Annotated in this window: 19 protein-coding genes; 6 read left to right on the plus strand and 13 right to left on the minus strand. The window is 69.8% G+C overall.

Annotated elements, in window-relative coordinates; all coding sequences use genetic code 11:
* The first annotated feature begins 265 nt into the window (after window positions 1–265).
* Genes tkt through pgl form a run of 6 tightly spaced genes read left to right on the plus strand, consistent with a single transcriptional unit; the run spans window position 266 to window position 8,398 of the window.
* Window positions 266–2,368: a transketolase gene (gene tkt, locus HQM25_RS09650; protein ID WP_172990035.1), complete on the plus strand. Its 2,103-nt coding sequence runs from the start codon at window positions 266–268 to the stop codon at window positions 2,366–2,368.
* Window positions 2,365–3,483: a transaldolase gene (gene tal / locus HQM25_RS09655; protein ID WP_172990036.1), complete on the plus strand. Its 1,119-nt coding sequence runs from the start codon at window positions 2,365–2,367 to the stop codon at window positions 3,481–3,483. Before tkt ends, tal begins: the two co-directional genes overlap by 4 nt.
* Window positions 3,483–5,102: a glucose-6-phosphate isomerase gene (locus HQM25_RS09660; protein ID WP_172990037.1), complete on the plus strand. Its 1,620-nt coding sequence runs from the start codon at window positions 3,483–3,485 to the stop codon at window positions 5,100–5,102. Before tal ends, HQM25_RS09660 begins: the two co-directional genes overlap by 1 nt.
* Window positions 5,103–5,117: 15 nt before the next feature.
* Window positions 5,118–6,668, plus strand: a complete 1,551-nt coding sequence (gene zwf, locus HQM25_RS09665) for a glucose-6-phosphate dehydrogenase (protein ID WP_172990038.1) — start codon at window positions 5,118–5,120, stop codon at window positions 6,666–6,668.
* The gene (locus tag HQM25_RS09670) at window positions 6,665–7,609 is read left to right on the plus strand and encodes a glucose-6-phosphate dehydrogenase assembly protein OpcA (protein WP_172990039.1); all 945 of its coding nucleotides are present in this window, start codon (window positions 6,665–6,667) and stop codon (window positions 7,607–7,609) included. Before zwf ends, HQM25_RS09670 begins: the two co-directional genes overlap by 4 nt.
* 9 nt (window positions 7,610–7,618) lie before the next feature.
* Window positions 7,619–8,398: a 6-phosphogluconolactonase gene (gene pgl, locus HQM25_RS09675; protein ID WP_172990040.1), complete on the plus strand. Its 780-nt coding sequence runs from the start codon at window positions 7,619–7,621 to the stop codon at window positions 8,396–8,398.
* Between the two features lie 70 nt (window positions 8,399–8,468).
* Here the strand turns inward: pgl and HQM25_RS09680 are convergent, their stop codons facing one another.
* From HQM25_RS09680 to coaE, 13 genes are all read right to left on the minus strand, one after another.
* The gene (locus tag HQM25_RS09680) at window positions 8,469–8,825 is read right to left on the minus strand and encodes an RNA polymerase-binding protein RbpA (protein WP_172990041.1); all 357 of its coding nucleotides are present in this window, start codon (window positions 8,823–8,825) and stop codon (window positions 8,469–8,471) included.
* Window positions 8,825–9,073: a preprotein translocase subunit SecG gene (gene secG / locus HQM25_RS09685; protein ID WP_172990042.1), complete on the minus strand. Its 249-nt coding sequence runs from the start codon at window positions 9,071–9,073 to the stop codon at window positions 8,825–8,827. The genes HQM25_RS09680 and secG overlap by 1 nt, the downstream gene beginning before the upstream one ends.
* A gap of 101 nt (window positions 9,074–9,174) precedes the next feature.
* Window positions 9,175–9,963 (minus strand): triose-phosphate isomerase, encoded by a 789-nt coding sequence (tpiA, locus tag HQM25_RS09690; protein WP_172990043.1) that lies wholly within the window; start codon window positions 9,961–9,963, stop codon window positions 9,175–9,177.
* Entirely contained in the window at window positions 9,954–11,168 is a 1,215-nt protein-coding gene (locus HQM25_RS09695) for a phosphoglycerate kinase (protein WP_172990044.1), read from the minus strand. Before HQM25_RS09695 ends, tpiA begins: the two co-directional genes overlap by 10 nt.
* 9 nt (window positions 11,169–11,177) lie before the next feature.
* A complete protein-coding gene (gene gap / locus HQM25_RS09700) occupies window positions 11,178–12,188 on the minus strand; it encodes a type I glyceraldehyde-3-phosphate dehydrogenase (protein WP_172990045.1) in 1,011 nt (336 codons plus the stop codon).
* A 96-nt stretch (window positions 12,189–12,284) separates the two neighbouring features.
* On the minus strand, window positions 12,285–12,911 hold the full coding sequence (locus tag HQM25_RS09705; protein WP_172990046.1) for a superoxide dismutase: 627 nt from the start codon (window positions 12,909–12,911) through the stop codon (window positions 12,285–12,287).
* 129 nt (window positions 12,912–13,040) lie between these two features.
* Complete coding sequence (gene whiA, locus HQM25_RS09710) at window positions 13,041–14,018, minus strand: DNA-binding protein WhiA (RefSeq protein WP_172990047.1); 978 nt, start codon at window positions 14,016–14,018, stop codon at window positions 13,041–13,043.
* A 49-nt stretch (window positions 14,019–14,067) separates the two neighbouring features.
* Window positions 14,068–14,949, minus strand: a complete 882-nt coding sequence (gene rapZ / locus HQM25_RS09715; RefSeq protein WP_172990048.1) for an RNase adapter RapZ — start codon at window positions 14,947–14,949, stop codon at window positions 14,068–14,070.
* 20 nt (window positions 14,950–14,969) lie between these two features.
* Entirely contained in the window at window positions 14,970–17,006 is a 2,037-nt protein-coding gene (gene uvrC, locus HQM25_RS09720; protein ID WP_172990049.1) for an excinuclease ABC subunit UvrC, read from the minus strand.
* A gap of 1 nt (window position 17,007) precedes the next feature.
* A complete protein-coding gene (uvrA, locus tag HQM25_RS09725; RefSeq protein ID WP_172991603.1) occupies window positions 17,008–19,920 on the minus strand; it encodes an excinuclease ABC subunit UvrA in 2,913 nt (970 codons plus the stop codon).
* Between the two features lie 118 nt (window positions 19,921–20,038).
* On the minus strand, window positions 20,039–22,120 hold the full coding sequence (gene uvrB, locus HQM25_RS09730) for an excinuclease ABC subunit UvrB (RefSeq protein WP_172990050.1): 2,082 nt from the start codon (window positions 22,118–22,120) through the stop codon (window positions 20,039–20,041).
* A gap of 38 nt (window positions 22,121–22,158) precedes the next feature.
* A complete protein-coding gene (locus HQM25_RS09735; protein WP_172990051.1) occupies window positions 22,159–22,863 on the minus strand; it encodes a hypothetical protein in 705 nt (234 codons plus the stop codon).
* 171 nt (window positions 22,864–23,034) lie between these two features.
* Window positions 23,035–23,673 carry a dephospho-CoA kinase gene (coaE, locus tag HQM25_RS09740; protein WP_172990052.1) on the minus strand — a complete coding sequence of 213 codons (639 nt, stop codon included), beginning with the start codon at window positions 23,671–23,673 and terminating at the stop codon, window positions 23,035–23,037.
* Between the last annotated feature and the right edge of the window lie 133 nt (window positions 23,674–23,806).

Consider the following 23,806-nt stretch of genomic DNA (forward strand, 5'->3'; position numbering starts at 1 on the left):
CCTGGCCCGCCCGCCCGGAGCCCTCACAACCGGCATCCCGATCCCGTGAGCGGATCGTCACGTCGCCGACACCGCCGTGACACGGCGGCGGAGGTCGGCCGCGAAAGACTGCGTCACAGAAGCGGACCGCATGGCCGGGGCGACATACCCCTTCGCTATGCTGAGTCCACACGCGCGCCCCGCGCCGAGCCCCCTTCTCCCACACCGGACAAGGGCCGCGGAACGGCTGCTTTCTGGGCGCACATCCACGAAGAAGGGCTGCCGGGTGTCGGAACTGCGTTGGGAAGAGATCGATGGGCGCGCGGTGGACACCGCTCGTGTGCTGGCTGCGGATGCGGTGGAGAAGGTCGGCAACGGTCACCCGGGCACCGCGATGAGCCTCGCGCCGGCGGCGTACCTGCTGTACCAGAAGGTGATGCGGCACGACCCGGCCGACACCGACTGGCTGGGCCGCGACCGGTTCATCCTGTCGGCGGGCCACTCCTCGCTCACGCAGTACGTGCAGCTGTACCTCGGCGGCTTCGGGCTGGAGCTGGATGATCTGAAGTCGCTGCGCACGTGGGGGTCGCTGACGCCGGGCCACCCGGAGTACGGCCACACCAAGGGTGTGGAGATCACCACCGGCCCGTTGGGGCAGGGTCTGGCCACGTCGGTCGGGTTCGCGTACGCGGCCCGCTATGAGCGGGGTCTGTTCGATCCGGAGGCGCCGGCGGGCGAGTCGCCCTTCGATCACTTCGTGTACGTGATCGCGTCGGACGGCGACCTGCAGGAGGGCATCACCTCCGAGGCGTCGTCGCTGGCGGGGCATCAGGAGCTGGGGAACCTCGTCGTGATCTACGACGCGAACCAGATCTCCATCGAGGACGACACCGACGTCGCGTTCACCGAGGACGTCGCGGCCCGGTACGAGGCGTACGGCTGGCACGTGCAGACCGTGGACTGGAAGAAGTCCGGGGAGTATGCCGAGGACCCGGCGGAGCTGTTCGCGGCGATCGAGGCGGCCAAGTCAGAGACCGGGAAGCCTTCGATCATCATCCTCAAGACGATCATCGGCTGGCCGGCGCCGAACAAGCAGAACACCGGCAAGATCCACGGCTCCGCCCTCGGTGGGGACGAGCTGGCGGCGACCAAGGAGATCCTCGGCTTCGACCCGGCCGAGACGTTCGCCGTCGCCGACGACGTGATCGCGCACACCCGGGCGCTGGCCGACCGCGCCGCCGAGCAGCGCGCCGCATGGCAGGTCTCCTTCGACGCCTGGGCCGCCGCGAACCCCGAGCGCAAGGCGCTGCTGGACCGCCTGCAGGCGGGCGAGCTTCCCGCCGACCTCGCCGACGCACTGCCGGTGTTCGAATCGGGCAAGGACGTGTCGACCCGCGCGGCATCCGGACAGGTCATCAACGCGCTCGCCGGGCAGCTGCCCGAGCTGTGGGGCGGATCGGCCGACCTGGCCGAGTCGAACCTGACCACGATCAAGGACGCGAAGTCGTTCATCCCCGCCGAGTGGTCCACCGAGGAGTGGACGGGAGACCGGTACGGGCGGGTGCTGCACTTCGGGATCCGCGAGCACGCGATGGGCGCGATCGTCAACGGCATCGTGCTGCACGGTCCGACCCGCGCGTTCGGCGGCACGTTCCTGATCTTCAGCGACTACATGCGCCCCGCGGTGCGCCTGGCCGCCCTCATGGACGTCCCCTCCATCTACGTGTGGACGCACGACTCGGTCGCCCTCGGCGAGGACGGGCCGACGCACCAGCCGATCGAGCAGCTCGCGACCCTCCGGGCGATCCCGAACTTCACCATGGTGCGTCCCGCCGACGCGAACGAGACCGCGCACGCCTGGCTGGAGCTGCTGCGCCGCCAGGGCGGCCCCGCGGGCATCGCCCTGACCCGTCAGAACATCCCGGTGTTCCCACGCGGCGAAGACGGCTTCGCCACCGCCGACGGCGTCGCCAAGGGCGCGTACGTCCTGATCGACGCCGAGGGTGCCACCCCCGACGTGATCCTCATCGCGACCGGTTCCGAGGTGCAGCTGGCCGTGGCCGCACGGGAGACGCTCGCCGCGGAGGGCGTGAACGCCCGCGTGGTGTCGGCCCCGTCGCTGGAATGGTTCGCGGAGCAGACCCCGGAGTACCGCGAGTCGGTGCTCCCCGCGGCGGTCAAGGCGCGCGTGTCGGTCGAGGCCGGCTCCGCGCTCACGTGGGCCGGGATCGTCGGCGACGCCGGCCGCTCGGTCGCGATCGACCACTTCGGCGCCTCCGCCGACTACAAGACCCTGTTCGAGAAGTTCGGCTTCACCGCCGACGCGGTCGCCGACGCGGCCCGCGAGACCATCGCCGCCGCCGCGGCACTCACGAAGGAGTACGCATGAGCACCCCCACCCAGGCACTGTCGGCCGCCGGTGTCAGCATCTGGCTCGACGACCTCTCCCGCGACCGGATCACCTCCGGCAACCTCGCCGAACTGATCCAGACCCGCGATGTGGTGGGCGTGACCACCAACCCGACCATCTTCCAGGGTGCGATCGGCTCGGGTGCGGCCTCCTACGCCGACCAGATCACCGACCTCGCCAAGAAGGGCGCGACCGTCGACGACGCGATCTTCGCGGCCACGACCGACGACGTCCGGGACGCGGCCGACATCTTCCGCCCCGTCTACGACGCCACCGGCGGCGTGGACGGACGCGTGTCGATCGAGGTCTCCCCCGACCTCGCACACGACACCGACGCGACCATCGCGCAGGCCCAGGCGCTGTGGGCCACCGTCGACCGCCCGAACACGCTCATCAAGATCCCCGCGACCAAGGCGGGCCTGCCGGCGATCACCGCGGTCATCGGAGCGGGCATCTCGGTGAACGTGACGCTGATCTTCTCGCTGGAGCGTTACGCCGAGGTCATCGACGCCTACGTCGCCGGGCTCGAACAGGCCCAGGCGGCCGGGCACGACATCTCCGGCATCCACTCGGTCGCCTCGTTCTTCGTGTCCCGCGTGGACACCGAGGTCGATAAGCGCCTCAGCGCCATCGGCACCGACGAGGCCGCGGGTCTGAAGTCGCTCGCGGGCGTGGCCAACGCGCGTCTGGCGTACGAGCTGTTCGAGCAGAAGTTCGCCGAGCCCGCCGCGGCGGCGCTCATCGCCGCCGGCGGCAACGTGCAGCGCCCGCTGTGGGCCTCCACCGGCGTGAAGGACCCGAACCTCCCCGACACGCTCTACGTCACCGAGCTGGTCGCCCCGGGCACGGTGAACACCATGCCCGAGAAGACCCTCGAGGCCACCTTCGACCACGGCGACATCGCCGGCGACACCATCACCGGCACCTACGGGACCGCGCACCAGGTGTTCGCCGATCTCGCCGCCGTGGGTGTCGACTTCGCCGACGTCACCCAGGTGCTCGAAGACGAGGGCGTCGAGAAGTTCATCGCCTCCTGGCACGACCTCCAGGCCACCGTCAAGGAAGCCCTCGAAGGCGCACTGGAAACCGCCTGATGAGCTTCGAGATCCACCTGACGGGGCACGTCAAGTCGGTCGTCGACGAGACCCTGCCCGGCCTGATCGGCGACCTGGTCGCGTCGGGCGTCACCGCCGGCGACCCCACGCTGTGGGGTCCCGAGGCGGAGACGGAGGCCTCGCAGCGGCTCGGCTGGGTGCAGGCCGTCAGCGTCTCGCGCCCGCTCGTCGACGAGATCCATGCCCTGCGCGACGATCTGCGCGCCCGCGGAGTCGGGCGGATCGTGCTCGCCGGCATGGGCGGTTCGTCGCTCGCGCCCGAGGTCATCACCCGCACAGCCGGCGTGCCGCTGGTCATCCTCGATTCGACCTCGCCGGGCCAGGTGCTGGCGGCGATCGACGGAGACGCGGAGACGGGCGGGCTCGAGAGCACCGCCCTCGTCGTCGCGTCGAAGTCGGGGTCGACGGTCGAGACCGACTCCGCCAAGCGTGCGTTCGAGACCGCGTTCCGCGACATCGGCATCGACCCGGCCGAGCGCATCATCGTGGTCACCGATCCGGGGTCGCCGCTGGAGCTGTCGGCACGTGCCGACGGCTACCGCGTCTTCACCGCCGATCCCACTGTGGGCGGCCGATACTCGGCACTGACCGCCTTCGGCCTGGTGCCGGCGGGCCTGGCCGGTGCCGACATCTCGGAGATCCTCGACGAGGCCGACGCCACGCTCCTGGAGGTGGCGATCGACAGCCCCGAGAATCCGGCGCTGGTGCTGGCGGCGGCCATCGCCGGCGGCGATCCCCGCAGGGACAAGCTGGGCCTCATCACCGACGGCACCCACATCGCCGGACTCCCCGACTGGATCGAGCAGCTCGTCGCCGAGTCGACCGGGAAGGCCGGCACCGGCATCCTCCCCCTCGTGCTCCTGTCTGTCTCGCCCGAAGTGGAGAATGTGCCGGACGACGTGCAGATCGTGCGGATCGTCGACGAGGCGAACGAGTTCCACTTCTTCGAGCACCACCACGGCGAGGTGCTGATCAGCGGCTCCCTGGGCGCGCAGTTCGTCGTGTGGGAGTACGCGACCGCGATCGCCGGGCGGATGCTCGGGATCAACCCGTTTGATCAGCCCGACGTCGAATCGGCCAAGGATGCCGCACGCGGCCTCCTCGATGCCCGTCCCGTCCCCACCGGACCCGCGTTCGTCGAGAGCGGCGTCGAGGTCCGCACGAGCGACCCCGCCCTCGCGGAATCCGGAACGCTCGCCGGTGTGCTGGACGCCCTGTGGAGCCGCATCCCCGACGGCGGCTACGTCGCCGTGCAGGCCTACGTGAACCGTCTGGCCCTGCCGCAGCTGCCCGGACTGCGCGAGCTCGTCGCGGCGGACTCGGGGCGGCCCGCGACCTTCGGATGGGGGCCGCGGTTCCTCCACTCCACCGGGCAGTACCACAAGGGCGGGCCGGCCGACGGCGTGTTCCTGCAGATCCTCGAGCGCAGCGACGTGGACCTGGAGATCCCCGGTCGCCCGTTCACGTTCGGCGAGCTGATCGCCGCCCAGGCGGCCGGCGACGCGCGCGTGCTCGCCGAGCACGGACGCCCCGTCGTCACCCTCACCCTGACCGACCCCCAGATCGAAGTCCTGTCGCTGTTCGAAGCAGCCCAGTAGGAGCAGAACCCACACATGACCGTCGAGATCTCGCGCGGGCACAATCCCCTGCGTGACCCCGAAGACCGTCGCCTGAACCGCATCGCCGGTCCGAGCGCGCTCGTCATCTTCGGCGTCACCGGCGACCTGTCCCGCAAGAAGCTGATGCCCGCCGTCTACGACCTGGCCAATCGCGGCCTCCTGCCACCCGGATTCGCGCTGGTCGGGTTCGCCCGACGCGACTGGGAGGACCAGGACTTCGCGCAGGTCGTGCACGACGCGGTCCGCCAGCACGCCCGCACGGAGTTCCGAGACGAGACGTGGCAGCAGCTCCTCCAGGGAATCCGCTTCGTCTCCGGCGAGTTCGGCGACGAAGCGGCGTTCCGCCGTCTGCGCGAGACGGTCGAGAAGCTCGACGTCGAGCGCGGCACGATGGGCAACCACGCGTTCTACCTCTCGATCCCTCCCAAGGACTTCGCGATCGTGGCCGAACAGCTGCGCGTGTCGGGCCTGGTGGACGACACGGCCGATCGTCCCGATCGCTGGCGCCGCGTGGTGATCGAGAAGCCGTTCGGGCACGACCTCGAGTCGGCGCAGTCGCTCAACGACGCGCTGCGATCGACCTTCCCGACCGACTCGATCTTCCGCATCGACCACTACCTCGGCAAGGAGACGGTCCAGAACATCCTGGCGCTGCGCTTCGCGAACGAGCTGTACGAGCCGATCTGGAACCGCAACTACGTCGACCACGTGCAGATCACCATGGCCGAGGACATCGGCGTGGGCGGCCGGGCGGGGTACTACGACGGCGTCGGGGCGGCGCGCGATGTCATCCAGAACCACCTCCTGCAGCTCATGGCGCTCACCGCCATGGAGGAGCCCATCTCCTTCGACGCCCAGCACCTGCGTGCCGAGAAGGAGAAGGTGCTCGCCGCGGTGACCCTTCCCGCCGACCTTGCGACCACCACCGCGCGCGGCCAGTACGCCGGCGGGTGGCAGGGCGGGGAGAAGGTGCTCGGCTTCCTCGAGGAAGACGGCATGAACCCGCAGTCCGAGACCGAGACCTACGCGGCCATCACCCTCGAGGTGAACACGAGGCGATGGGCGGGCGTGCCCTTCTACCTGCGCACCGGCAAGCGCCTCGGTCGTCGCGTGACCGAGATCGCGGTGGTGTTCAAGCGCGCTCCGGAGCTGCTGTTCTCGCGCAGCGAGACGTCGGGCCAGGGACAGAACGCCCTCGTGATCCGCGTGCAGCCCGATGAGGGCGTGACGATCCGGTTCGGCTCGAAGGTTCCGGGGGCCGGCGCGCAGGTGCGCGACGTCACCATGGACTTCGGCTACGGGCACGCGTTCACCGAGGCCAGCCCCGAAGCCTATGAGCGGCTCATCCTCGACGTGCTCCTGGGCGACCCGCCGCTGTTCCCGCGGCACGAAGAGGTCGAGCTCTCCTGGAAGATCCTCGACCCGATCGAGAAGTTCTGGGCCCAGCAGGGCGGCCCGCTCGAACAGTACTCGCCCGGCTCCTGGGGCCCGGCATCCGCGGATGAGATGCTCTCCCGCGCAGGACGGACCTGGAGGCGCCCGTGATCGTCGATCTGCCCGACACCACCGTCAGCAAGATCTCCCGCGCGCTGGTCAACGTGCGCGAAGAGGGCGGCGCGGTCGCGCTCGGCCGTGTGCTGACGCTCATCATCATCACCCGGCACGGGGCGATGGAGGAGGTCATCGAGGCCGCCAACGACGCGTCGCGCGAGCACCCGATGCGGGTCATCGTGCTGATGATCAGCGATCCGGACGCGCCCTCGTGCCTCGACGCGCAGATACGCGTCGGTGGCGACGCGGGCGCGAGCGAGGTCGTGACCCTCACCGTGCGCGGCGAGGCGGGCAACGCCAACCTCGAATCGCTCGTGACCGGCCTGCTGCTCCCCGATGCCCCGGTGGTGGCCTGGTGGCCGAACAAGACCCCGGGCGAGCCCGCGCGGACCTCGATCGGGCGGATCGCCCAGCGACGCATCACGGACGCCGCGACGAAGTCGGACCCGGCAGCGTGGGTGGCGCAGCTCGGCGGAGCCTACGCCCCCGGATCGACCGATCTCGCCTGGACCCGCCTGACGCACTGGCGCGAGCAGCTGGCCTCGATCCTGGATCAGCCGCCGTACGAGCCCGTCACCGCCGTGCGCGTGCGCGGCGCCTCCGACTCGCCGTCGACGGCGCTGCTGGCCGCCTGGCTGCGTCTGGTGCTCGACGTGCCCGTGGACTGGGCCTACCTCGATCCGTCCGAGTGGCCGCACGGAATCAAGTCCGTGACCCTGGTGCGCGAGAGCGGGGAGATCAACCTCGAGCGCCCCTCGAGCAACGTCGCGGTTCTCACCCAGCCCGGCCAGCCCAGCCACGAGCTGTCGTTCCCCCGACGCACCCTCCGCGAATGCCTCGCAGAGGAGCTCCGACGTCTGGATCCCGACCTCCTGTATGGTCGAGTCATCACCGAGGGATGGGAGCTCCTGGAGCCCCCGGCACAGGAGGCGTGAGTCCGACGCATGGTTGAGGAATGGGCACCGAAGCGCGTCGTCATCGCGACCGATCCCGCGACCCTCGCCGAGTCCGTAGCGGCCCGTTTCGTGACCCGCGTGCTCAAGCGCATCGATGAGGGCAAGACGGTGCACATCTCGCTGACCGGCGGGAGCATGGGTTCGGCGGTGCTTGCGGCGGCGGCACGGAATCCGCGCTGCGCCGCGGTGGATTGGTCGCGCGTGCACTTCTGGTGGAGCGACGAGCGGTTCGTGCCGCGCGTGCACCCCGACCGCAACGAGGTGCAGGCGCGCGCGGCACTGCTGGACGCGCTGTCCATCCCCGCCGGGAACATCCACGCCGTCGCTGCCGCGGACGAAGGCGTGAGCCTCGACGAAGCGGCCGAAGCCTACGCGCGCGACCTCGCGCGGTTCCCATCCTCCCGCGGGCCATGGCCGTCGTTCGACGTCTGCTTCCTGGGCGTCGGGCCCGATGCGCACATCGCTTCGCTCTTCCCCGATCGCCCGGAGATCCAGGTGACCGACCGCGCCGTGGTTCCCGTGCGGCAGTCCCCCAAGCCCCCGCCGGAGCGCGTGACGATGACGCGGCCCGTCATCAATTCCTCCAAGCGCGTGTGGATGGTGCTCGCCGGCGAGGACAAGGCGTCAGCACTCGGACTCGCGCTGGCCGGTGCCAGCTACGAGGGAGTCCCCGCCGCCGGCGCCAAGGGCTGCAAGCGCACGATCTTCTTCGTCGACCAGGCGGCGGCCGCGATGGTGCCGCCCGAGCTCATCGACCGGGAGTACTGAGCGCGAGCTGTACAGACGAGAAGAGCGGATGCCGGCCGGCATCCGCGCTTCTCGTCTGTGCAGGTGTGCTCTAGGCCTGCCCGCGGCGCTCGCGGAGCTGAGTCAGCGCGTCGCCGAGGAGCTCCTCGGCCTCTTCCTCCGTGCGACGCTCCTTCACATACGCGAGGTGCGTCTTGTACGGCTCGGTCTTGGCGACAGCGGGCGGGTTGTCCTTGTCGCGACCGGCGGGGAGGCCCGAGTGCGGGGAGTCGATCACGTCGGGGATCTCCTCCTCGGGGATGCCCGCTGCGAAGTACCGAACGGTCTCATTGCCCATGGCGTCCCAGTACGAGACGGCCACGCGCTCGGCGTGGAAGCCGTGGTCCTGCTCGCCCATCGGGCCGGCACCGACACGGGTGCCGCGGATCGCGTTGCCGCCGGTGGCCATCAGATCCCCTGGAACTTCGTGATCAGGCCCAGCGCGACGATGGCGGCGAACCACGCCAGCGCCAGCACGATCGTGAACCTGTTGAGGTTGCGCTCGGCCAGGCCCGACGAACCCAGCGCGGAGCTCATGCCGCCGCCGAACATGTCGGAGAGACCACCGCCACGGCCCTTGTGGAGGAGGATGAGCAGGGTGAGCAACAGGCTGGTGATGCCCAGCAGCACCTGCAGGACGAACTCGAGGATCTGCACAGTCTTTGAAGCCTTTCGAAGCGGTCCGTCGGACCGCACAGGGGTCAAGTATACGTGTGGTCCCGGGCGCGGCTGTGCGGCCGCGCCCGGGACCGGGGCGGTCAGACGCCGACGTGCTTCTGGTAGCGGATGATCGCCGAGAACTCGTCGACCACGAGGCTCGCGCCACCCACCAGGGCGCCGTCGACATCGGGCTCGCGCATGAAGCTCGCGATGTTCGCGGCCTTCACCGAGCCACCGTAGAGCACCCGGGTGCGTGCCGCCGCGTCGTCGCCGAGTGCGGAGCCGATGACGCCGCGCAGCGCAGCGCACACCTCCTGCGCCTGGTCGGGCGAAGCGACCTGACCGGTGCCGATGGCCCACACCGGCTCGTACGCCACGACGAATTCCGCACCGGCCGGCACGCCTTCCAGGGCGACCCGCAGCTGCGCGACCGACACAGCAGTCGGACCGGACTCCTCGCGCTGCTCCAGTGTCTCGCCCACGCAGATCACCGGCACCAGTCCATGGCGCAGCGCCGCCTGCACCTTCGCCGCGACGACCTCGTCGGTCTCCGCGTGATACTGGCGTCGCTCCGAGTGGCCGATGATCACGTAGCGGGCATCGAGCTTGGCCAGGAACGCTCCCGACACCTCACCCGTGTACGCGCCCGAGTCCTGGGTCGACACGTCCTGCGCGCCCAGGGCGAACGGGATCTTGTCCGCATCGAGCAGCGTCTGCACGGTCCGCAGATCCGTGAACGGCGGGAACACCGCCACCTCCACGTCGCCGTCCTCGTGCTTGGCATCCTTCAGCGTCCAGTGCAGCTTCTGCACGAACGCGACCGCCTGCAGGTGATCCAGGTTCATCTTCCAGTTGCCTGCGATGAGCGGCATCCGATTCACGACCATCCGAGGACCTCCAGTCCGGGAAGCTTCTTGCCCTCGAGGAACTCGAGGCTGGCACCGCCACCGGTGGAGATGTGGCCGAACGCGTCGTCGGCGAAGCCCAGCTGGCGCACGGCCGCTGCCGAGTCGCCCCCGCCCACGACCGACAGTCCGTCGACGTCGGTCAACGCCGCCGCGACCGTCTTCGTGCCCGCGGCGAAGGCGGGCATCTCGAACACGCCCATCGGCCCGTTCCAGAACACCGTCTTCGACCCGCGGATCGCCGCGGCGAACAGCTCGGCCGTCTCGGGGCCGATGTCGAGCCCGAGACCGTCGGCGCCGAACGCCGTGTCCTCCAGCTTGTCGGCGTCGGCGATCTCGTGGGCCGCGTCGGCCGAGAACGATGCCGCCACGACCGCGTCGACGGGGAGCACCAGCTCCACGCCGCGCTGGGCGGCGGTGTCGATGTAGCCGCGCACCGTGTCGAGCTGGTCGGCCTCGAGCAGGCTCTTGCCGACCTTGTGGCCCTGCGCGGCGAGGAATGTGAACATCATGCCTCCGCCGATGCACAGCTTCTGCACGCGCGGCAGCAGGTGCTCGATGACGCCGAGCTTGTCGCTGACCTTCGATCCGCCGAGGACGACCGTGTAGGGCGGCGCCGGGTTCTCGGTCAGACGGTCGAGGACATCGACCTCCTTCTCGATCAGGAAGCCCGCCGCCGAGGGCAGCAGCTCCGCGAGATCGTAGACCGAGGCCTGCTTGCGGTGCACGACGCCGAAGCCGTCCGACACCAGGACATCGCCGAGCGCGGCGAGCTCCTGGGCGAATGCGCGGCGCGCGGCGTCGTCCTTGGCCGTCTCCCCCGCGTTGAAGCGCAGGTTCTCGATGACGGCGACATCTCCGTCCTCGAGCGCGGCGACGGCCTCCTGTGCCGACTCGCCGACCGTGTCGCGCGCGAACGCGACGGGCTTGCCGAGGAGCTCGGAGAGGCGCTGGGCGACGGGCGCGAGGCTGTACTTCGCATCGGGCGCGCCGTCGGGGCGGCCGAGGTGCGAGCACGCGACGACCTTGGCGCCCTGGTTGATCAGGTGGTTCAGCGTGGGAAGTGCTGCCCGAACACGGCCATCGTCCGTGATGACGCCGTCCTTGAGGGGGACGTTGAAGTCAACACGGACGATGACGCGTTTTCCGGCCAGCGAACCCAGCGAATCGAGGGTGCGCAATGCCATGGGACTACCTCAGAGCTTTTCCGCGACGAGCTCGGTGATGTCGACGAGGCGGTTGGAGTAGCCCCACTCGTTGTCGTACCACGACGAGACCTTGACGAGGTTGCCGCTCACGTTGGTCTGACCGGCGTCGAACACCGACGAGTGCGGGTCGAGCTGGATGTCGGTCGACACGATCGCGTCGGTGTTGTACTTCAGGTAGCCCTTGAGCGCACCCTCGGCGGCGGCGGCCTCGTAGGCGGCGTTGATCTTCTCGACCGTCAGTCCCTCGGTGGGCGTGATGATCGTGAGGTCGACGATCGAGCCGGTGGGAACCGGAACACGGTACGACGAACCGCTCAGCTTGCCGTTGAGCTCGGGCAGCACGAGGCCGATGGCCTTGGCCGCACCCGTCGAGGCCGGCACGATGTTCAGCGCGGCGGCACGGGCACGGTGCAGGTCGCCGTGGGGGCCGTCCTGCAGGTTCTGGTCCGCGGTGTAGGCGTGGGCGGTCATCATGAAGCCGCGCTCGATGCCGAAGTTGTCGTTGAAGACCTTGGCCAGCGGTGCGAGGCAGTTCGTGGTGCACGACGCGTTCGAGATGACGTGCATCGTCTCGGGGTCGTAGTCGCCGTCGTTGACGCCCATCACGAAAGTCCCGTCGACGTCGGTGCCCGGCGCCGAGATGATGACCTTCTTGGCACCGCCGGCGATGTGCTTCTTCGCGTCGACGGCCTTGGTGAAGCGACCCGTGGACTCGATGACGATGTCGACGCCCAGGTCGCCCCAGGGGAGGTTCGCGGGGTCGCGCTCCTCGAACACCTTGATGCTCTTGCCGCCGACGGTGATCGAGTCCTCGGTGTACGAGACCTCGGCGTCGAGGCGACCGCCGACCGAGTCGTACTTGAGGAGGTGGGCGAGGGTCTTGTTGTCGGTGAGGTCGTTCACCGCAACGATGTCGAGGTCCGCACCCTGCTCGAGGGCGGCGCGGAGGAAGTTGCGTCCGATGCGGCCGAAGCCGTTGATTCCGATCTTGACGGTCACGGAATGTCTCCTGAGTGTGTCGTGCGCCAATAGCGCGATTTCAGACGGTTGGACAACGGCGTCCCTGCGGTTTCCCCGCAGGGACGCCCGCACTGGCTATGACAGTACCAGCAGGCCTGCGGTCTTCTCACGGGCCGTCGTGAAGCGGGTCTGGACGTTCGCCCAGTCGGCGATGTTCCAGAAAGCCTTCACGTAGTCGGCGCGCACGTTCTTATAGTCGAGGTAGTACGCGTGCTCCCACACGTCGAGCAGGAGCAGCGGCACGGATCCGGCGGCGAACTGCGACTGCTGGTCGAAGAACTGCTGGATGATCAGGTTCTCCCCGATCGAATCCCAGAACAGGCCGGCCCATCCTGAGCCCTGCACGCCGAGCGCGGCTGCCGTGAAGTGCGCCTGGAACTTGTCGAACGAGCCGAAGTGGTCGTCGATGGCCGCGGCGAGCTCGCCGGTGGGCTTGTCGCCGCCATTGGGCGAGAGGTTCGTCCAGAAGATCGAGTGGTTGGTGTGACCGCCCAGGTTGAAGGCGAGGTCCTTCTCGAGCTTGTTCACGTTCGCGAGGTTGCCCGATTCGCGGGCCTCGGCCAGCTGCTCGAGCGCGGTGTTCGCACCGGTCACGTACGCCTGGTGGTGCTTCGAGTGGTGAAGCTCCATGATCGTGGCGCTGATGTGCGGGGCGAGCGCCGCGTAGTCATAGGTGAGGTCGGGCAAGGTGTACTTCGCCATGTTCTCTTCTTCCTGTCGGCGCTGCGCCGAGGCCTCGGCGCAGCGAGGGGACGGAGTTCATCCTAGTGAGGACCGGCGGCCGTGCGCCGGGGTTGCGTCGACGCGTGACGGGGCGCTAGCGAGCGCCGCTCACTCCTGCACGCCGGCCGGCACGGCGGACTCGGTGCCGGGGATGCCGTCGGCTTCCGCCTTCTTGTCGGCCATGGCCAGCAGCCGGCGGATTCGACCGGCGACGGCATCCTTCGTGAGCGGAGGGTCGGCGTGGTGTCCGAGCTCGTCCAGGCTCGCGTCGCGGTGCGCCAGGCGCAGCTCGCCGGCCTCGCGGAGGTGCTCCGGCACGTCGGCGCCGAGGATCTCCAGGGCTCGCTCCACCCGGGCGCATGCCGCCACGGCCGCCTGCGCCGAGCGGCGGAGGTTCGCGTCGTCGAAGTTCACGAGGCGGTTCACGCCCGCGCGCACCTCGCGCCGCTGACGCATCTGGTCCCACTCCGCCGCCGCCCGCTCGGCGCCCATGTGCGCCAGCGCGGTGCGGATCGCCTCGCCCTCGCGCACCACCACGCGGGGCACCCCGCGCACTTCGCGCGCCTTCGCCGCGATCCCGATGCGGTGCGCCGCACCGACCAGCGCCATCGCCGCCTCGCCCGATGGGCAGGTGATCTCCAGCGACGCCGAGCGGCCGGGATCGCTCAGCGCACCCGCCGCCAGGAACGCGCCCCGCCACACGGCGGCGAGGTCGGGGCGCGACCCGGTGGTCAGCTTGTTCGGCAGACCGCGCACCGGCCGGCGCCGCTGATCCAGCAGCCCGGTCTGTCGGGCGAGGGTCTCGCCGCCCTCGATCACGCGCACGGCGAAGTGACCGTTTCCGCGCCCACCCGACCCCTGCACGTGCACGAGCTCGGGGCGGACGCCGTAGATCTCCATCAGATCCCGCGCCACACGGCGCGCGAGCGGGTCGGAATCGACCTCCGCCTCGACCGCGACGCGGTTGGCGATGGAGTGCAGTCCGCCCGCGAAGCGCAGCAGAGACGTGAGCTCCGCGATCCGCACACTCGGACGCGGATCGCGCACTCCGATCAGCTCAGCCTTGACGTCAGCGGTCAGCGACACGGGACTCCTCAGGTTCGGGGACGATCGTCCAGCCTACTCGGACGGCGCCTCACTCGCGCCCGAGGTCGCGATCCTTGACCCGCACCGCGACGCCCGCGACGTCGGACACCCGCGCGGCGAGCTCGCGGGCCATCACGACCGAGCGGTGCTTTCCGCCGGTGCAGCCGACGGCGACGACCGAGTGGCTCTTGTTCTCCCGCTGGTAGCCCTCGAGCACGGGACGCAGCGCCGAGGCGTACGCCTCGAGGAACTCCGAGGCACCCGTCTGGGCGAGCACGAACGCGCGGACGGCTTCGTCCTCCCCCGTGAGCGAGCGAAGCTCCGGGTTCCAGAACGGGTTCGGCAGAAATCGCATGTCGACGACCAGATCGGCATCGGGCGGGAGCCCGTATTTGAATCCGAAGCTCATGAGCGTGACCGTGTGGCGTGCGGCGCCCTCTTCGCTGTACAGCTCGGCCACCCGGGTCGCGAGCTGGTGGATGTTCAGTGCCGACGTGTCGATGATGACGTCGGCACCCTCGCGCACCTGGCCGAGCCGCGCGCGTTCGCGCCGGATTCCATCAAGGATCGTGCCATCGCCCTGCAGCGGATGCGGTCTTCGCACCGCCTCGAAGCGGCGCACGAGCACCTCGTCGGAGGCGTCGAGGAACAGCACGCGGATCTGACGCCCCTCGCGCAGTGCGCTCATCGCCTGGGGAAGCTCGGAGAAGAGGTCACGACCGCGCACATCGACGACCACGGCGACCCGCGGCAGCGACTCGCCGGCGAGCTCGCTCAGGTCCAGGAGCGGCTTGAGCATCTGCGGCGGAAGATTGTCGACCACGTACCAGTCGAGATCCTCCAGAGCGTTCGCCGCGGTCGAGCGTCCGGCCCCCGACATGCCCGTCACGATCAGGATCTCGCCGGGCTCCCGCGGTTCCCCGTCCGTCATGACCACCCCCGTCGTCGCGTTCAGCCTAGTGCGTTCGCATCCGCGTCCGCGTCGGACTCCGCCTCGATCGCGGATGCCGCCTGCTCCTCAGCAGTCGCGAGATCGTCGCCGCCGTCGCGCTCGCCGCCGAGGTGCGCATGCACCGCGGCCGCGAGCCTGGGGCCGACCCCGGGAAGCTCCGCGATCTGCTCCGGCGTGGCAGCACGCAGAGCCGCCACCGAGCCGAAGTGGCGCAGGAGCGCACGGATCCGCGCCGCGCCGAGCCCCGGCACCTCGGACAGGACACTCTGGATGTCGCGCTTGCGGCGCTTGCGCTGATGGGTGATCGCGAAGCGGTGGGCCTCATCGCGCAGCCGCTGCAGCAGGTACAGCGCCTCGGAGGTCCTCGGGAGGATCACCGGGAAGTCCTCCCCCGGCAGCCAGACCTCCTCGAGCCGCTTGGCGATGCCGCACAGCGCGATCTCCTCGTGGCCCGCCTCGCGGAGCGCCCGCGCGGCCGCGGCAACCTGCGGCTGGCCGCCGTCGACGACGAGAAGCTGCGGGCGATAGGCGAAGCGCGGTCGACGTCGCTCGGTCACGACGTTCTCGTCGGCGCTGAGTGCGGCATGCTCGACCGACGCCGCGGGCGCGGGCGCGGCATCCTCCTCGCCGGCCTCGTCGGGGCGATCCAGGTAGGCCAGCCGGCGCGTGAGCACCTGGTGGAGGGAGTCGGTGTCGTCGGTCGTGTCGGCCACCGAGAACGAGCGGTACTGGTCCTTGCGCGGCAGACCGTCCTCGAAGACGACCATCGAGGCGACGACATTCGTCCCGCTCAGGTGCGACACGTCGAAGCACTCGATGCGCAGGGGCGCTTCGGCGAGCCCGAGTGCGCTCTGCAGATCGGTGAGCGCCTGGGTCCGCGCGACGTAGTCGCTGGTGCGCCGGGTCTTGTGGAGCACGAGCGCCTGCTGCGCGTTGAGCTGCGCCGTCTTCATGAGCTCCGCCTTGCGCCCCCGCTGGGCCACGCTGATCGACACGTTGCGGCCGCGCTTGTCGCGCAGCCACTGCTCGAGCTCTTCGGTGTCGTCGGGCAGTGCGGGCACGAGCACCTGCCGCGGGATGTCGGCGGCCGAGGCCTCGCCGTAGGTGCGCTGCAGCACCTGGTCGACCAGGTCGCCGCCGGTGATGTCGAGCTCCTTCTCGAGGGTCGTCGCCCGCACGCCGCGCACGCGTCCGCCGCGGATCACGAAGTGCTGCACGGTCGCCGCCAGCTCGTCCTCGGCGATGCCGAAGAGGTCGGCGTCGGTGTCCGCGGCGAGCACCAGCGCGCTCTTGCTGAGCACGGCGTCGATCGCCTGCAGCTTGTCGCGGTACTCCGCGGCGGCCTCGTAGTCCATCGCCGCCGAGGCCTCCCGCATGCGCGCGGTGAGGTCCTTCGTGAAACGCTGGTCGCCGCCGCCCAGGAACGCGACGAAGTCCTCGACGATCGCGCGGTGCTCCTCGATCGTGACCTTCATCGAGCAGGGTCCCCCGCACCGGCCGATCTGTCCCGGGAAGCAGGGCCGGCCCGTGGCCATCGCCTTCTTGTACGAGGCGTCGCTGCAGGTGCGGATCGGGAAGACCTTGATCATCAGGTCGATCGTGTCGTGCACGGCCCACACCTTCGGGTACGGCCCGAAGTACTTCGCGCCGCGGATGCGGCGGTTGCGGGTGACGATCACGCGCGGCGCCTCGTCGGCGAGCGTGACCGCGAGGAACGGATACGACTTGTCGTCCTTGTACCGCACGTTGAACGGCGGCGAGAACTCCTGGATCCACATGTACTCCAGCTGGAGCGCCTCGACGTCGCTGGCGACGACGGTCCACTCCACCGACGCCGCGGTGGTCACCATGCGTCGGGTGCGCTCGTGCAGCGTGTGCAGCGGCGCGAAGTAGTTCGACAGTCGTGCGCGCAGGCTCTTCGCCTTGCCCACGTACAGGACACGGCCGTCGATGTCGCGGAAGCGGTACACACCGGGGTTGGTCGGGATCTCCCCCGGCCGCGGTTTGTAGGCGACCGTGGGGGCCGAGCGCGGCACGCTATCCCGCCTTGCGGGCGTGGGCGATGTGGGTCGCGGGGGCCTGACCGAGGACCTCTGCCAGGAACGCGCCCGTGTGGCTGCCCTCGGCGCGCGCGACCTGCTCGGGGGTGCCCGTCGCGATGATCTGGCCGCCCCCCGAGCCTCCCTCGGGACCGAGGTCGATGATCCAGTCCGCCGACTTGATCACGTCGAGATTGTGCTCGATGACGATGACCGTGTTGCCCTTGTCGACGAGGCCGTTCAGCACCTCGAGCAGGCGGCGCACGTCTTCGAAGTGCAGACCGGTCGTCGGCTCGTCGAGGACGTAGATGCTGCGTCCGTTCGAGCGGCGCTGCAGTTCGGTCGCCAGCTTCACGCGCTGCGCCTCACCGCCTGACAGCGTGGTCGCCGACTGCCCGAGGCGCACATATCCCAGGCCGACGTCGACGAGCGTCTTCAGGTAGCGGTGGATCGCCTGGATCGGCTCGAAGAACTCCGCCGCCTCGGCGATCGGCATCTCGAGGACCTCGGCGATGTTCTTGCCCTTGTAGTGCACGGCGAGGGTGTCGCGGTTGTAGCGCTTTCCGTGGCACACCTCGCAGTCGACGTAGACGTCGGGCAGGAAGTTCATCTCGATCTTGATCGTGCCGTCGCCCGAGCACGCCTCGCAGCGGCCGCCCTTGACGTTGAACGAGAACCGGCCGGGCTGGTAGCCGCGCACCTTGGCCTCGGGGGTCTCGCTGAACAGGGTGCGGATGCGGTCGAACACGCCCGTGTACGTGGCCGGGTTCGATCGCGGGGTGCGCCCGATCGGGGCCTGGTCGACGTGGACGACCTTGTCGAGGTTGTCGAGGCCCGTGACGCGGGTGTGCTTTCCCGGCACCGTGCGGGCGCCGTTCAGTCGCGAGGCGAGCACTTCGTAGAGGATGTCGTTGACGAGCGAGGACTTGCCCGACCCGCTCACTCCCGTCACGGCGGTGAGCACGCCGAGGGGGAAGTCGACGGTGACGTTCTGCAGGTTGTTCTCGCGCGCGCCGACCACCGACACCTGGCGCTTGCGGTCGATCTTGCGGCGCCTGGCGGGCGTCGGGATCGCCCGCCGCCCGGCGAGGTAGTCGCCCGTGATGGAGGCGGCGTCGGCGAGCAGTTCATCGAGCGGCCCGGAATGGACGACCTCGCCGCCGTCGACGCCGGCGCGCGGGCCGATGTCGACGATCCAGTCGGCGGCATGGATGGTCTCCTCGTCGTGCTCGACGACGATGAGCGTGTTGCCGAGGTCGCGCAGCCGCACGAGCGTCTCGATCAGGCGTCGGTTGTCGCGCTGGTGCAGGCCGATGCTCGGCTCGTCGAGCACGTACAGCACGCCGGTGAGACCGGAGCCGATCTGGGTGGCCAGCCGGATGCGCTGCGCCTCGCCGCCCGACAGCGATCCCGCCGAGCGGCTGAGGTTCAGGTAGTTCAGCCCGACCTGGATGAGGAATTCGAGCCGCAGCCGGATCTCCCGCAGCACCTGCGCGGCGATCTTCGCTTCGCGGTCGGTGAGCTCGAGCCGCGCGAAGTACTCCTGGGCATCCCCCAGGCTCAGCCGCGACGCGTCGGCGATCGAGTGGCCGTGCACGAGCACGGAGAGCACCTCCGGCTTGAGCCGGTCTCCGTTGCACACCGGGCACGGAACCTCGCGCAGGTATTCCGCCCAGCGCTGACGCTGGGTGTCGGACTCCGCCTGCAGGTACTGGCGCTCGATGTAGGGCACCACACCTTCGAAGCCCGAGGCGTAGCGCATCTCGCGGCCGTAGCGGTTCTTCCACTTGACCGTGACCTTGTAGTTCTCGCCTCTCAGCACCGCGTCGCGCACGTCGGAGTGGAGCTTCTTCCACGGCGTGTCGAGCGAGAAGTCCAGGTCGCGGGCGAGCCCCTCCAGCAGCCGCTCGTAGTACTGGAACAGTCCCTTGCCCTGGGTGGTCCACGGCAGGATGACACCCTCCCGGATGGACAGCTCCTCGTCGCCGAGCATCAGTTCGACGTCGACCGACATGCGCGTGCCGAGCCCCGAGCAGGCCGGGCACGCGCCGAACGGGGCGTTGAACGAGAAGGTGCGCGGCTCGATCTCGGTCAGCTGCAGCGGGTGGCCGTTCGGGCACGAGAGCTTCTCCGAGAACGACTGCCAGGCGGCGTCGCCCTCTTCATCGACGAAGTTCACCTGCATCACTCCGCCCGCGAGACCCAGGGCCGTCTCGACCGAGTCCGTGATGCGCGAGAGGATGTCGGGCCCGGCGACGAGGCGGTCGACGACGACGGCGATGTCGTGCTTGTAGCTCTTCTTCAGGGCGGGCGGTTCGGCGAGCTGGATCAGCTCGCCGTCGACGACGGCGCGCGCGTAGCCCTTGGCGCTGAGTTCGCGGAACAGATCGACGAACTCGCCCTTCTTCTGGCTGACCACCGGCGCCACGATCTGGAAGCGCGTGCGCTCGGGCAGGTCGGCGAGCTGATCGGCGATCTGCTGCACGGTCTGCCGCTGGATCTGCGCCCCGCAGTCGGGACAGTGCGGCACGCCGATGCGCGCCCACAGAAGTCGCATGTAGTCATGGATCTCGGTGATCGTGCCGACCGTCGAGCGAGGGTTGCGGTTCGTCGACTTCTGGTCGATCGAGACGGCGGGACTGAGGCCCTCGATGAAGTCCACGTCGGGTCGATCGACCTGGCCCAGGAACTGGCGTGCGTATGCGCTCAGGGATTCGACGTAGCGACGCTGGCCCTCGGCGAAGATGGTGTCGAACGCGAGCGACGACTTGCCGGACCCCGACAGGCCGGTGAACACCACGAGCGAATCGCGCGGGATGTCGAGGTCGACGTTCTTGAGGTTGTGCACCCGCGCACCGCGGACGCTGAGCTTGCCGCCGACGGCCGCGAGCGGGCTCTCGGCACCGCGCAGCGCGGTGTCGTCGGGGCTGGTTCCGGGCAGGGCGACAGGGACGATGGGCACCCGATCAAGTGTAGGCGGGGCCTCCGACACCGGCTCCGCGCCGCCGCTGCCACGTCCGCGCTCCCGATCAGGCGTGGCCGGCCCTCTCCATGGCTCTGAGCTCCTTCTTGAGGTCCTGGACCTCGTCGCGCAGGCGCGCCGCGAGCTCGAACTTGAGCTCCCCGGCCGCGGCGAGCATCTGGTCGCTGAGGTCGGCGATGGTGGCCTCCAGCTGCTGCGCTCCCTCTGCGGCGATGCCCTCTCGGCGGAGGTTCGGCGTGGCGGCCCTCCCCTTGCCGGATTTCGTCTTGGCGGCGGCCTTGCCCGACAGCAGGTCGCGGGTGTCGGATGCCTCGCGGGCGAGCACCTCGGTGATGTCGGCGATCCGCTTGCGAAGCGGCTGCGGATCGATGCCGCGCTCGAGGTTGTACGCGACCTGCTTCTCTCGCCGCCTGTCGGTCTCCTCGATCGCGTTGCGCATCGAGTCGGTCATGGTGTCGGCGTACATGTGCACCTGTCCCGAGACGTTTCGGGCCGCACGGCCGATCGTCTGGATGAGGGAGGTGCCGCTGCGCAGGAAGCCCTCCTTGTCGGCGTCGAGGATCGACACCAGCGAGACCTCGGGCAGGTCGAGGCCCTCCCTCAGCAGGTTGATGCCGACCAGCACGTCGTAGACGCCGGCACGCAGCTCGCTCAGCAGCTCGACGCGCCGCAGCGTGTCGACGTCGGAGTGGAGATAGCGCACGCGCACGCCGTGCTCGCCCAGGAAGTCGGTGAGCTCCTCGGCCATCTTCTTGGTGAGGGTCGTGACGAGCACCCGCTCGTCGCGCTCCACCCGGATGCGGATCTCCTCGAGCAGGTCGTCGATCTGCCCCTTCGAGGGCTTGACGATGATCTCGGGGTCGACCAGACCCGTCGGCCGGATGATCTGCTCGACGACGCCGTCGGCGACGCCCATCTCGTACCGGCCGGGCGTCGCCGAGAGGTACACGGTCTGCCCCACGCGCTCCTTGAATTCGTCCCACCGAAGGGGGCGGTTGTCGAGCGCGCTGGGCAGGCGGAAGCCGTGCTCGACGAGCGTGCGCTTGCGGGAGGCGTCGCCCTCGTACATCGCCCCGATCTGGGGCACCGTCACGTGGGACTCGTCGATGACCATGAGGAAGTCATCGGGGAAGAAGTCGAGCAGCGTGTGCGGCGGCTCACCCGGCGATCGTCCGTCGAGGTGCCGCGAGTAGTTCTCGATGCCCGAGCAGAAGCCGAGCTGCTGCAGCATCTCGAGGTCGAACGTCGTGCGCATGCGCAGGCGCTGGGCCTCGAGCAGCCGGTTCTGGCCCTCCAGCTCGCGGAGGCGCTCCCCGAGCTCGTCTTCGATCGTGCCGATCGCCCGCTGCACGGTGTCGGCGCCGGCGACGTAGTGCGACGCGGGGAAGATCGGCACCGAGTCCATCTTCTGCACCACGTCGCCGGTGAGCGGATGCAGCATGTACAGCGCTTCGATCTCGTCGCCGAACATCTCGATGCGGATCGCGTACTCCTCGTACACCGGGATGATCTCGATGGTGTCGCCGCGCACGCGGAAGTTGCCGCGCGAGAAGTCGACGTCGTTGCGGTTGTACTGCATCGCGATGAATTTGCGGATCAGCGCGTCGCGGTCGTAGACCTCCCCGACCTGCAGGGCGACCATGGCGCGCAGGTACTCCTCGGGGGCGCCGAGGCCGTAGATGCACGAGACGGTGCTCACGACCACGACATCGCGGCGGCTCAGCAACGAGTTCGTCGTGGAATGACGCAGGCGCTCGACCTCGGCGTTGATCGAGCTGTCCTTCTCGATGAACGTATCGGTCTGCGGCACGTACGCCTCGGGCTGGTAGTAGTCGTAATACGACACGAAGTACTCGACGGCGTTGTGCGGCATGAGCTCGCGGAACTCGTTGGCCAGCTGCGCGGCGAGGGTCTTGTTGTGCGCGAGCACGAGGGTCGGCCGCTGCACGGCCTCGATGAGCCAGGCCGTGGTCGCGGACTTGCCCGTTCCGGTGGCGCCGAGCAGCACGACGTCGGTCTCTCCCGCGGTGATGCGGGCCGCCAGCTCCGCGATGGCCTGCGGCTGATCACCCGAGGGCTCGTACTCGCTGATGACCTCGAACGGCCGGACGGAGCGTGTGGTCTGCACCACTCCAGCGTAGGCGGGGGCGCCGACATCGGGGCCGGTCAGCCCCCGAAGCCTCCGCCGTCGAACCCGCCGAACCCTCCGCCGTCGAACCCGCCGAACCCTCCGCCGTCGAACCCGCCGAACCCTCCGCCGTCGAACCCGCCGCCGTCGTACCCGCCGCCGTCCGGCCCGACGAAGCCGTCGCCCGCCCCGATCGATCCCGGCTCGGGAACCACGGTGTCCACGAGCCATGCCGGTTCGGACTCCAGCGCCAGCGAACCCGCGCCGACCGTGAAGTAGCCGACCACGAACGTCGAGTGCATGACGCTCGAGGCGACCATCATCGCGGCCGCGGATGTCAGCAGCACCTGGCGCGGATCCACCGCGTCCCGCGGGTCGGGGCTTCCCTGAGCACCCTCGTCGGCGTCGTCCGCGGCGGCCGTCGTCACGCCGCCCGGCGCCGACGCCGAGCCGCGCCGGGCGCGATGCTCCTCGGCACGCCGCACGAGGCGCGCCAGCGCCGACGGATCGTCGGCCGCGGCATCCTTCTCCTCCTCGGACATGAAGGGACGCAGCTGCTCGAACATCTCGCGCCGGCGCTCGGCCGGCACGTCCGCGAAGGCGGCCGTGTGCGCCTTCTCGATGACCGATGGCGGCAGCGTGTTGAGCAGGTAGACGTAGCGCGACAGGCGCTCGCCCTCGCTCGGCATCTCTTCGCGCCGCCGCGGGGAGAATCGACGGCGGAACCTCGCGAACGCACCCATGGACACCTCCGATGCTGGCACCGATGCTACTCGGGTGTGGTCGGCGCGGATACGTCTCGAGTGGCCGCGTGCTGGAGGTCTTCGTGGGGTCGGGGCTGGCCGCCGTCGTGCTGCTGCGCCGCGCCCGCGGGCGCCGTGCCGCCACGGCGCCGGACCCGCGGAGCTGACGCGTCAGCGTCCTCCCTCGGGCCCGCGCGACCCGCGCGCCGAGATGTGGTCGGCCAGCCGCGTCCAGAGGTCGTCGACCTGCGCGAGGGTCTCATCCAGCGTGCCCGTCGTGTCGATGACGACATCGGCCAGCCGCAGGCGCTGATCGTCGGAGACCTGGGCGGACAGCCGCGCATCCGCCTCGGCCTCACTCATGCCGCGCAGTTCGACGAGGCGCCGGCGCCGCACGTCGGCGGGCGCCTGGGCCACCACCACGAGGTCCCAGGGGTCCGCGGCCCGCGCCTCGGCCAGCAGCGGAACGTCGTAGACCACGACGGCTGCGGGGTCGGCCGCGAAGGCCTCCGCGAAGCGCCGCGCAGACTCCACCCGCACCGCCGGATGCACGATCCGGTTCACGCGCGCCACCGCGTCGGCGTCACCGAAGACCGCACCCGCCAGCGCGGCCCGGTCGAGCGAGCCGTCGTCGCGGAGCATCCCGTCGCCGAACTCCGCCGCGATGGCGGCGAGCACCGGGCCGCCCGGCTGCTGCACGTCGCGGACGATCGCGTCGGCGTCGACGACGTCGGCACCGTGATGGGCGAGGCGCCGGGCGATGGTGGACTTGCCGGAGGCGATGCCGCCGGTCAGCGCGAGAAGAGGCACGTATCGAGGATGCCACGGGCGGGCGCGCGCGCCGACGCAACCTTTGCACACTGCTGAGGTCTCCCTGAGCATTGCCTGAGAGTTCCGAAGTAGGTTCGTTGCCAAGTCGAAGGAGACGGGCTCGCAGCAGGCG

The sequence above is a fragment of the Microbacterium hominis genome (assembly GCF_013282805.1).
Lineage (GTDB): Bacteria > Actinomycetota > Actinomycetes > Actinomycetales > Microbacteriaceae > Microbacterium > Microbacterium hominis_B.

Excerpts from the sequence above, each read along its gene's own strand:
- HQM25_RS09680 (WP_172990041.1), bottom strand. The coding sequence starts at position 8,825 with ATGGCCACCGGCGGCAACGCGATCCGCGGCACCCGTGTCGGTGCCGGC.
- pgl (WP_172990040.1), top strand. The coding sequence starts at position 7,619 with ATGGTTGAGGAATGGGCACCGAAGCGCGTCGTCATCGCGACCGATCCC.
- rapZ (WP_172990048.1), bottom strand. The coding sequence starts at position 14,949 with ATGACGGACGGGGAACCGCGGGAGCCCGGCGAGATCCTGATCGTGACG.
- HQM25_RS09695 (WP_172990044.1), bottom strand. The coding sequence starts at position 11,168 with ATGGCATTGCGCACCCTCGATTCGCTGGGTTCGCTGGCCGGAAAACGC.
- HQM25_RS09735 (WP_172990051.1), bottom strand. The coding sequence starts at position 22,863 with ATGGGTGCGTTCGCGAGGTTCCGCCGTCGATTCTCCCCGCGGCGGCGC.
- tpiA (WP_172990043.1), bottom strand. The coding sequence starts at position 9,963 with ATGGTCGTGAATCGGATGCCGCTCATCGCAGGCAACTGGAAGATGAAC.
- tal (WP_172990036.1), top strand. The coding sequence starts at position 2,365 with ATGAGCACCCCCACCCAGGCACTGTCGGCCGCCGGTGTCAGCATCTGG.
- HQM25_RS09705 (WP_172990046.1), bottom strand. The coding sequence starts at position 12,911 with ATGGCGAAGTACACCTTGCCCGACCTCACCTATGACTACGCGGCGCTC.
- zwf (WP_172990038.1), top strand. The coding sequence starts at position 5,118 with ATGACCGTCGAGATCTCGCGCGGGCACAATCCCCTGCGTGACCCCGAA.
- HQM25_RS09660 (WP_172990037.1), top strand. The coding sequence starts at position 3,483 with ATGAGCTTCGAGATCCACCTGACGGGGCACGTCAAGTCGGTCGTCGAC.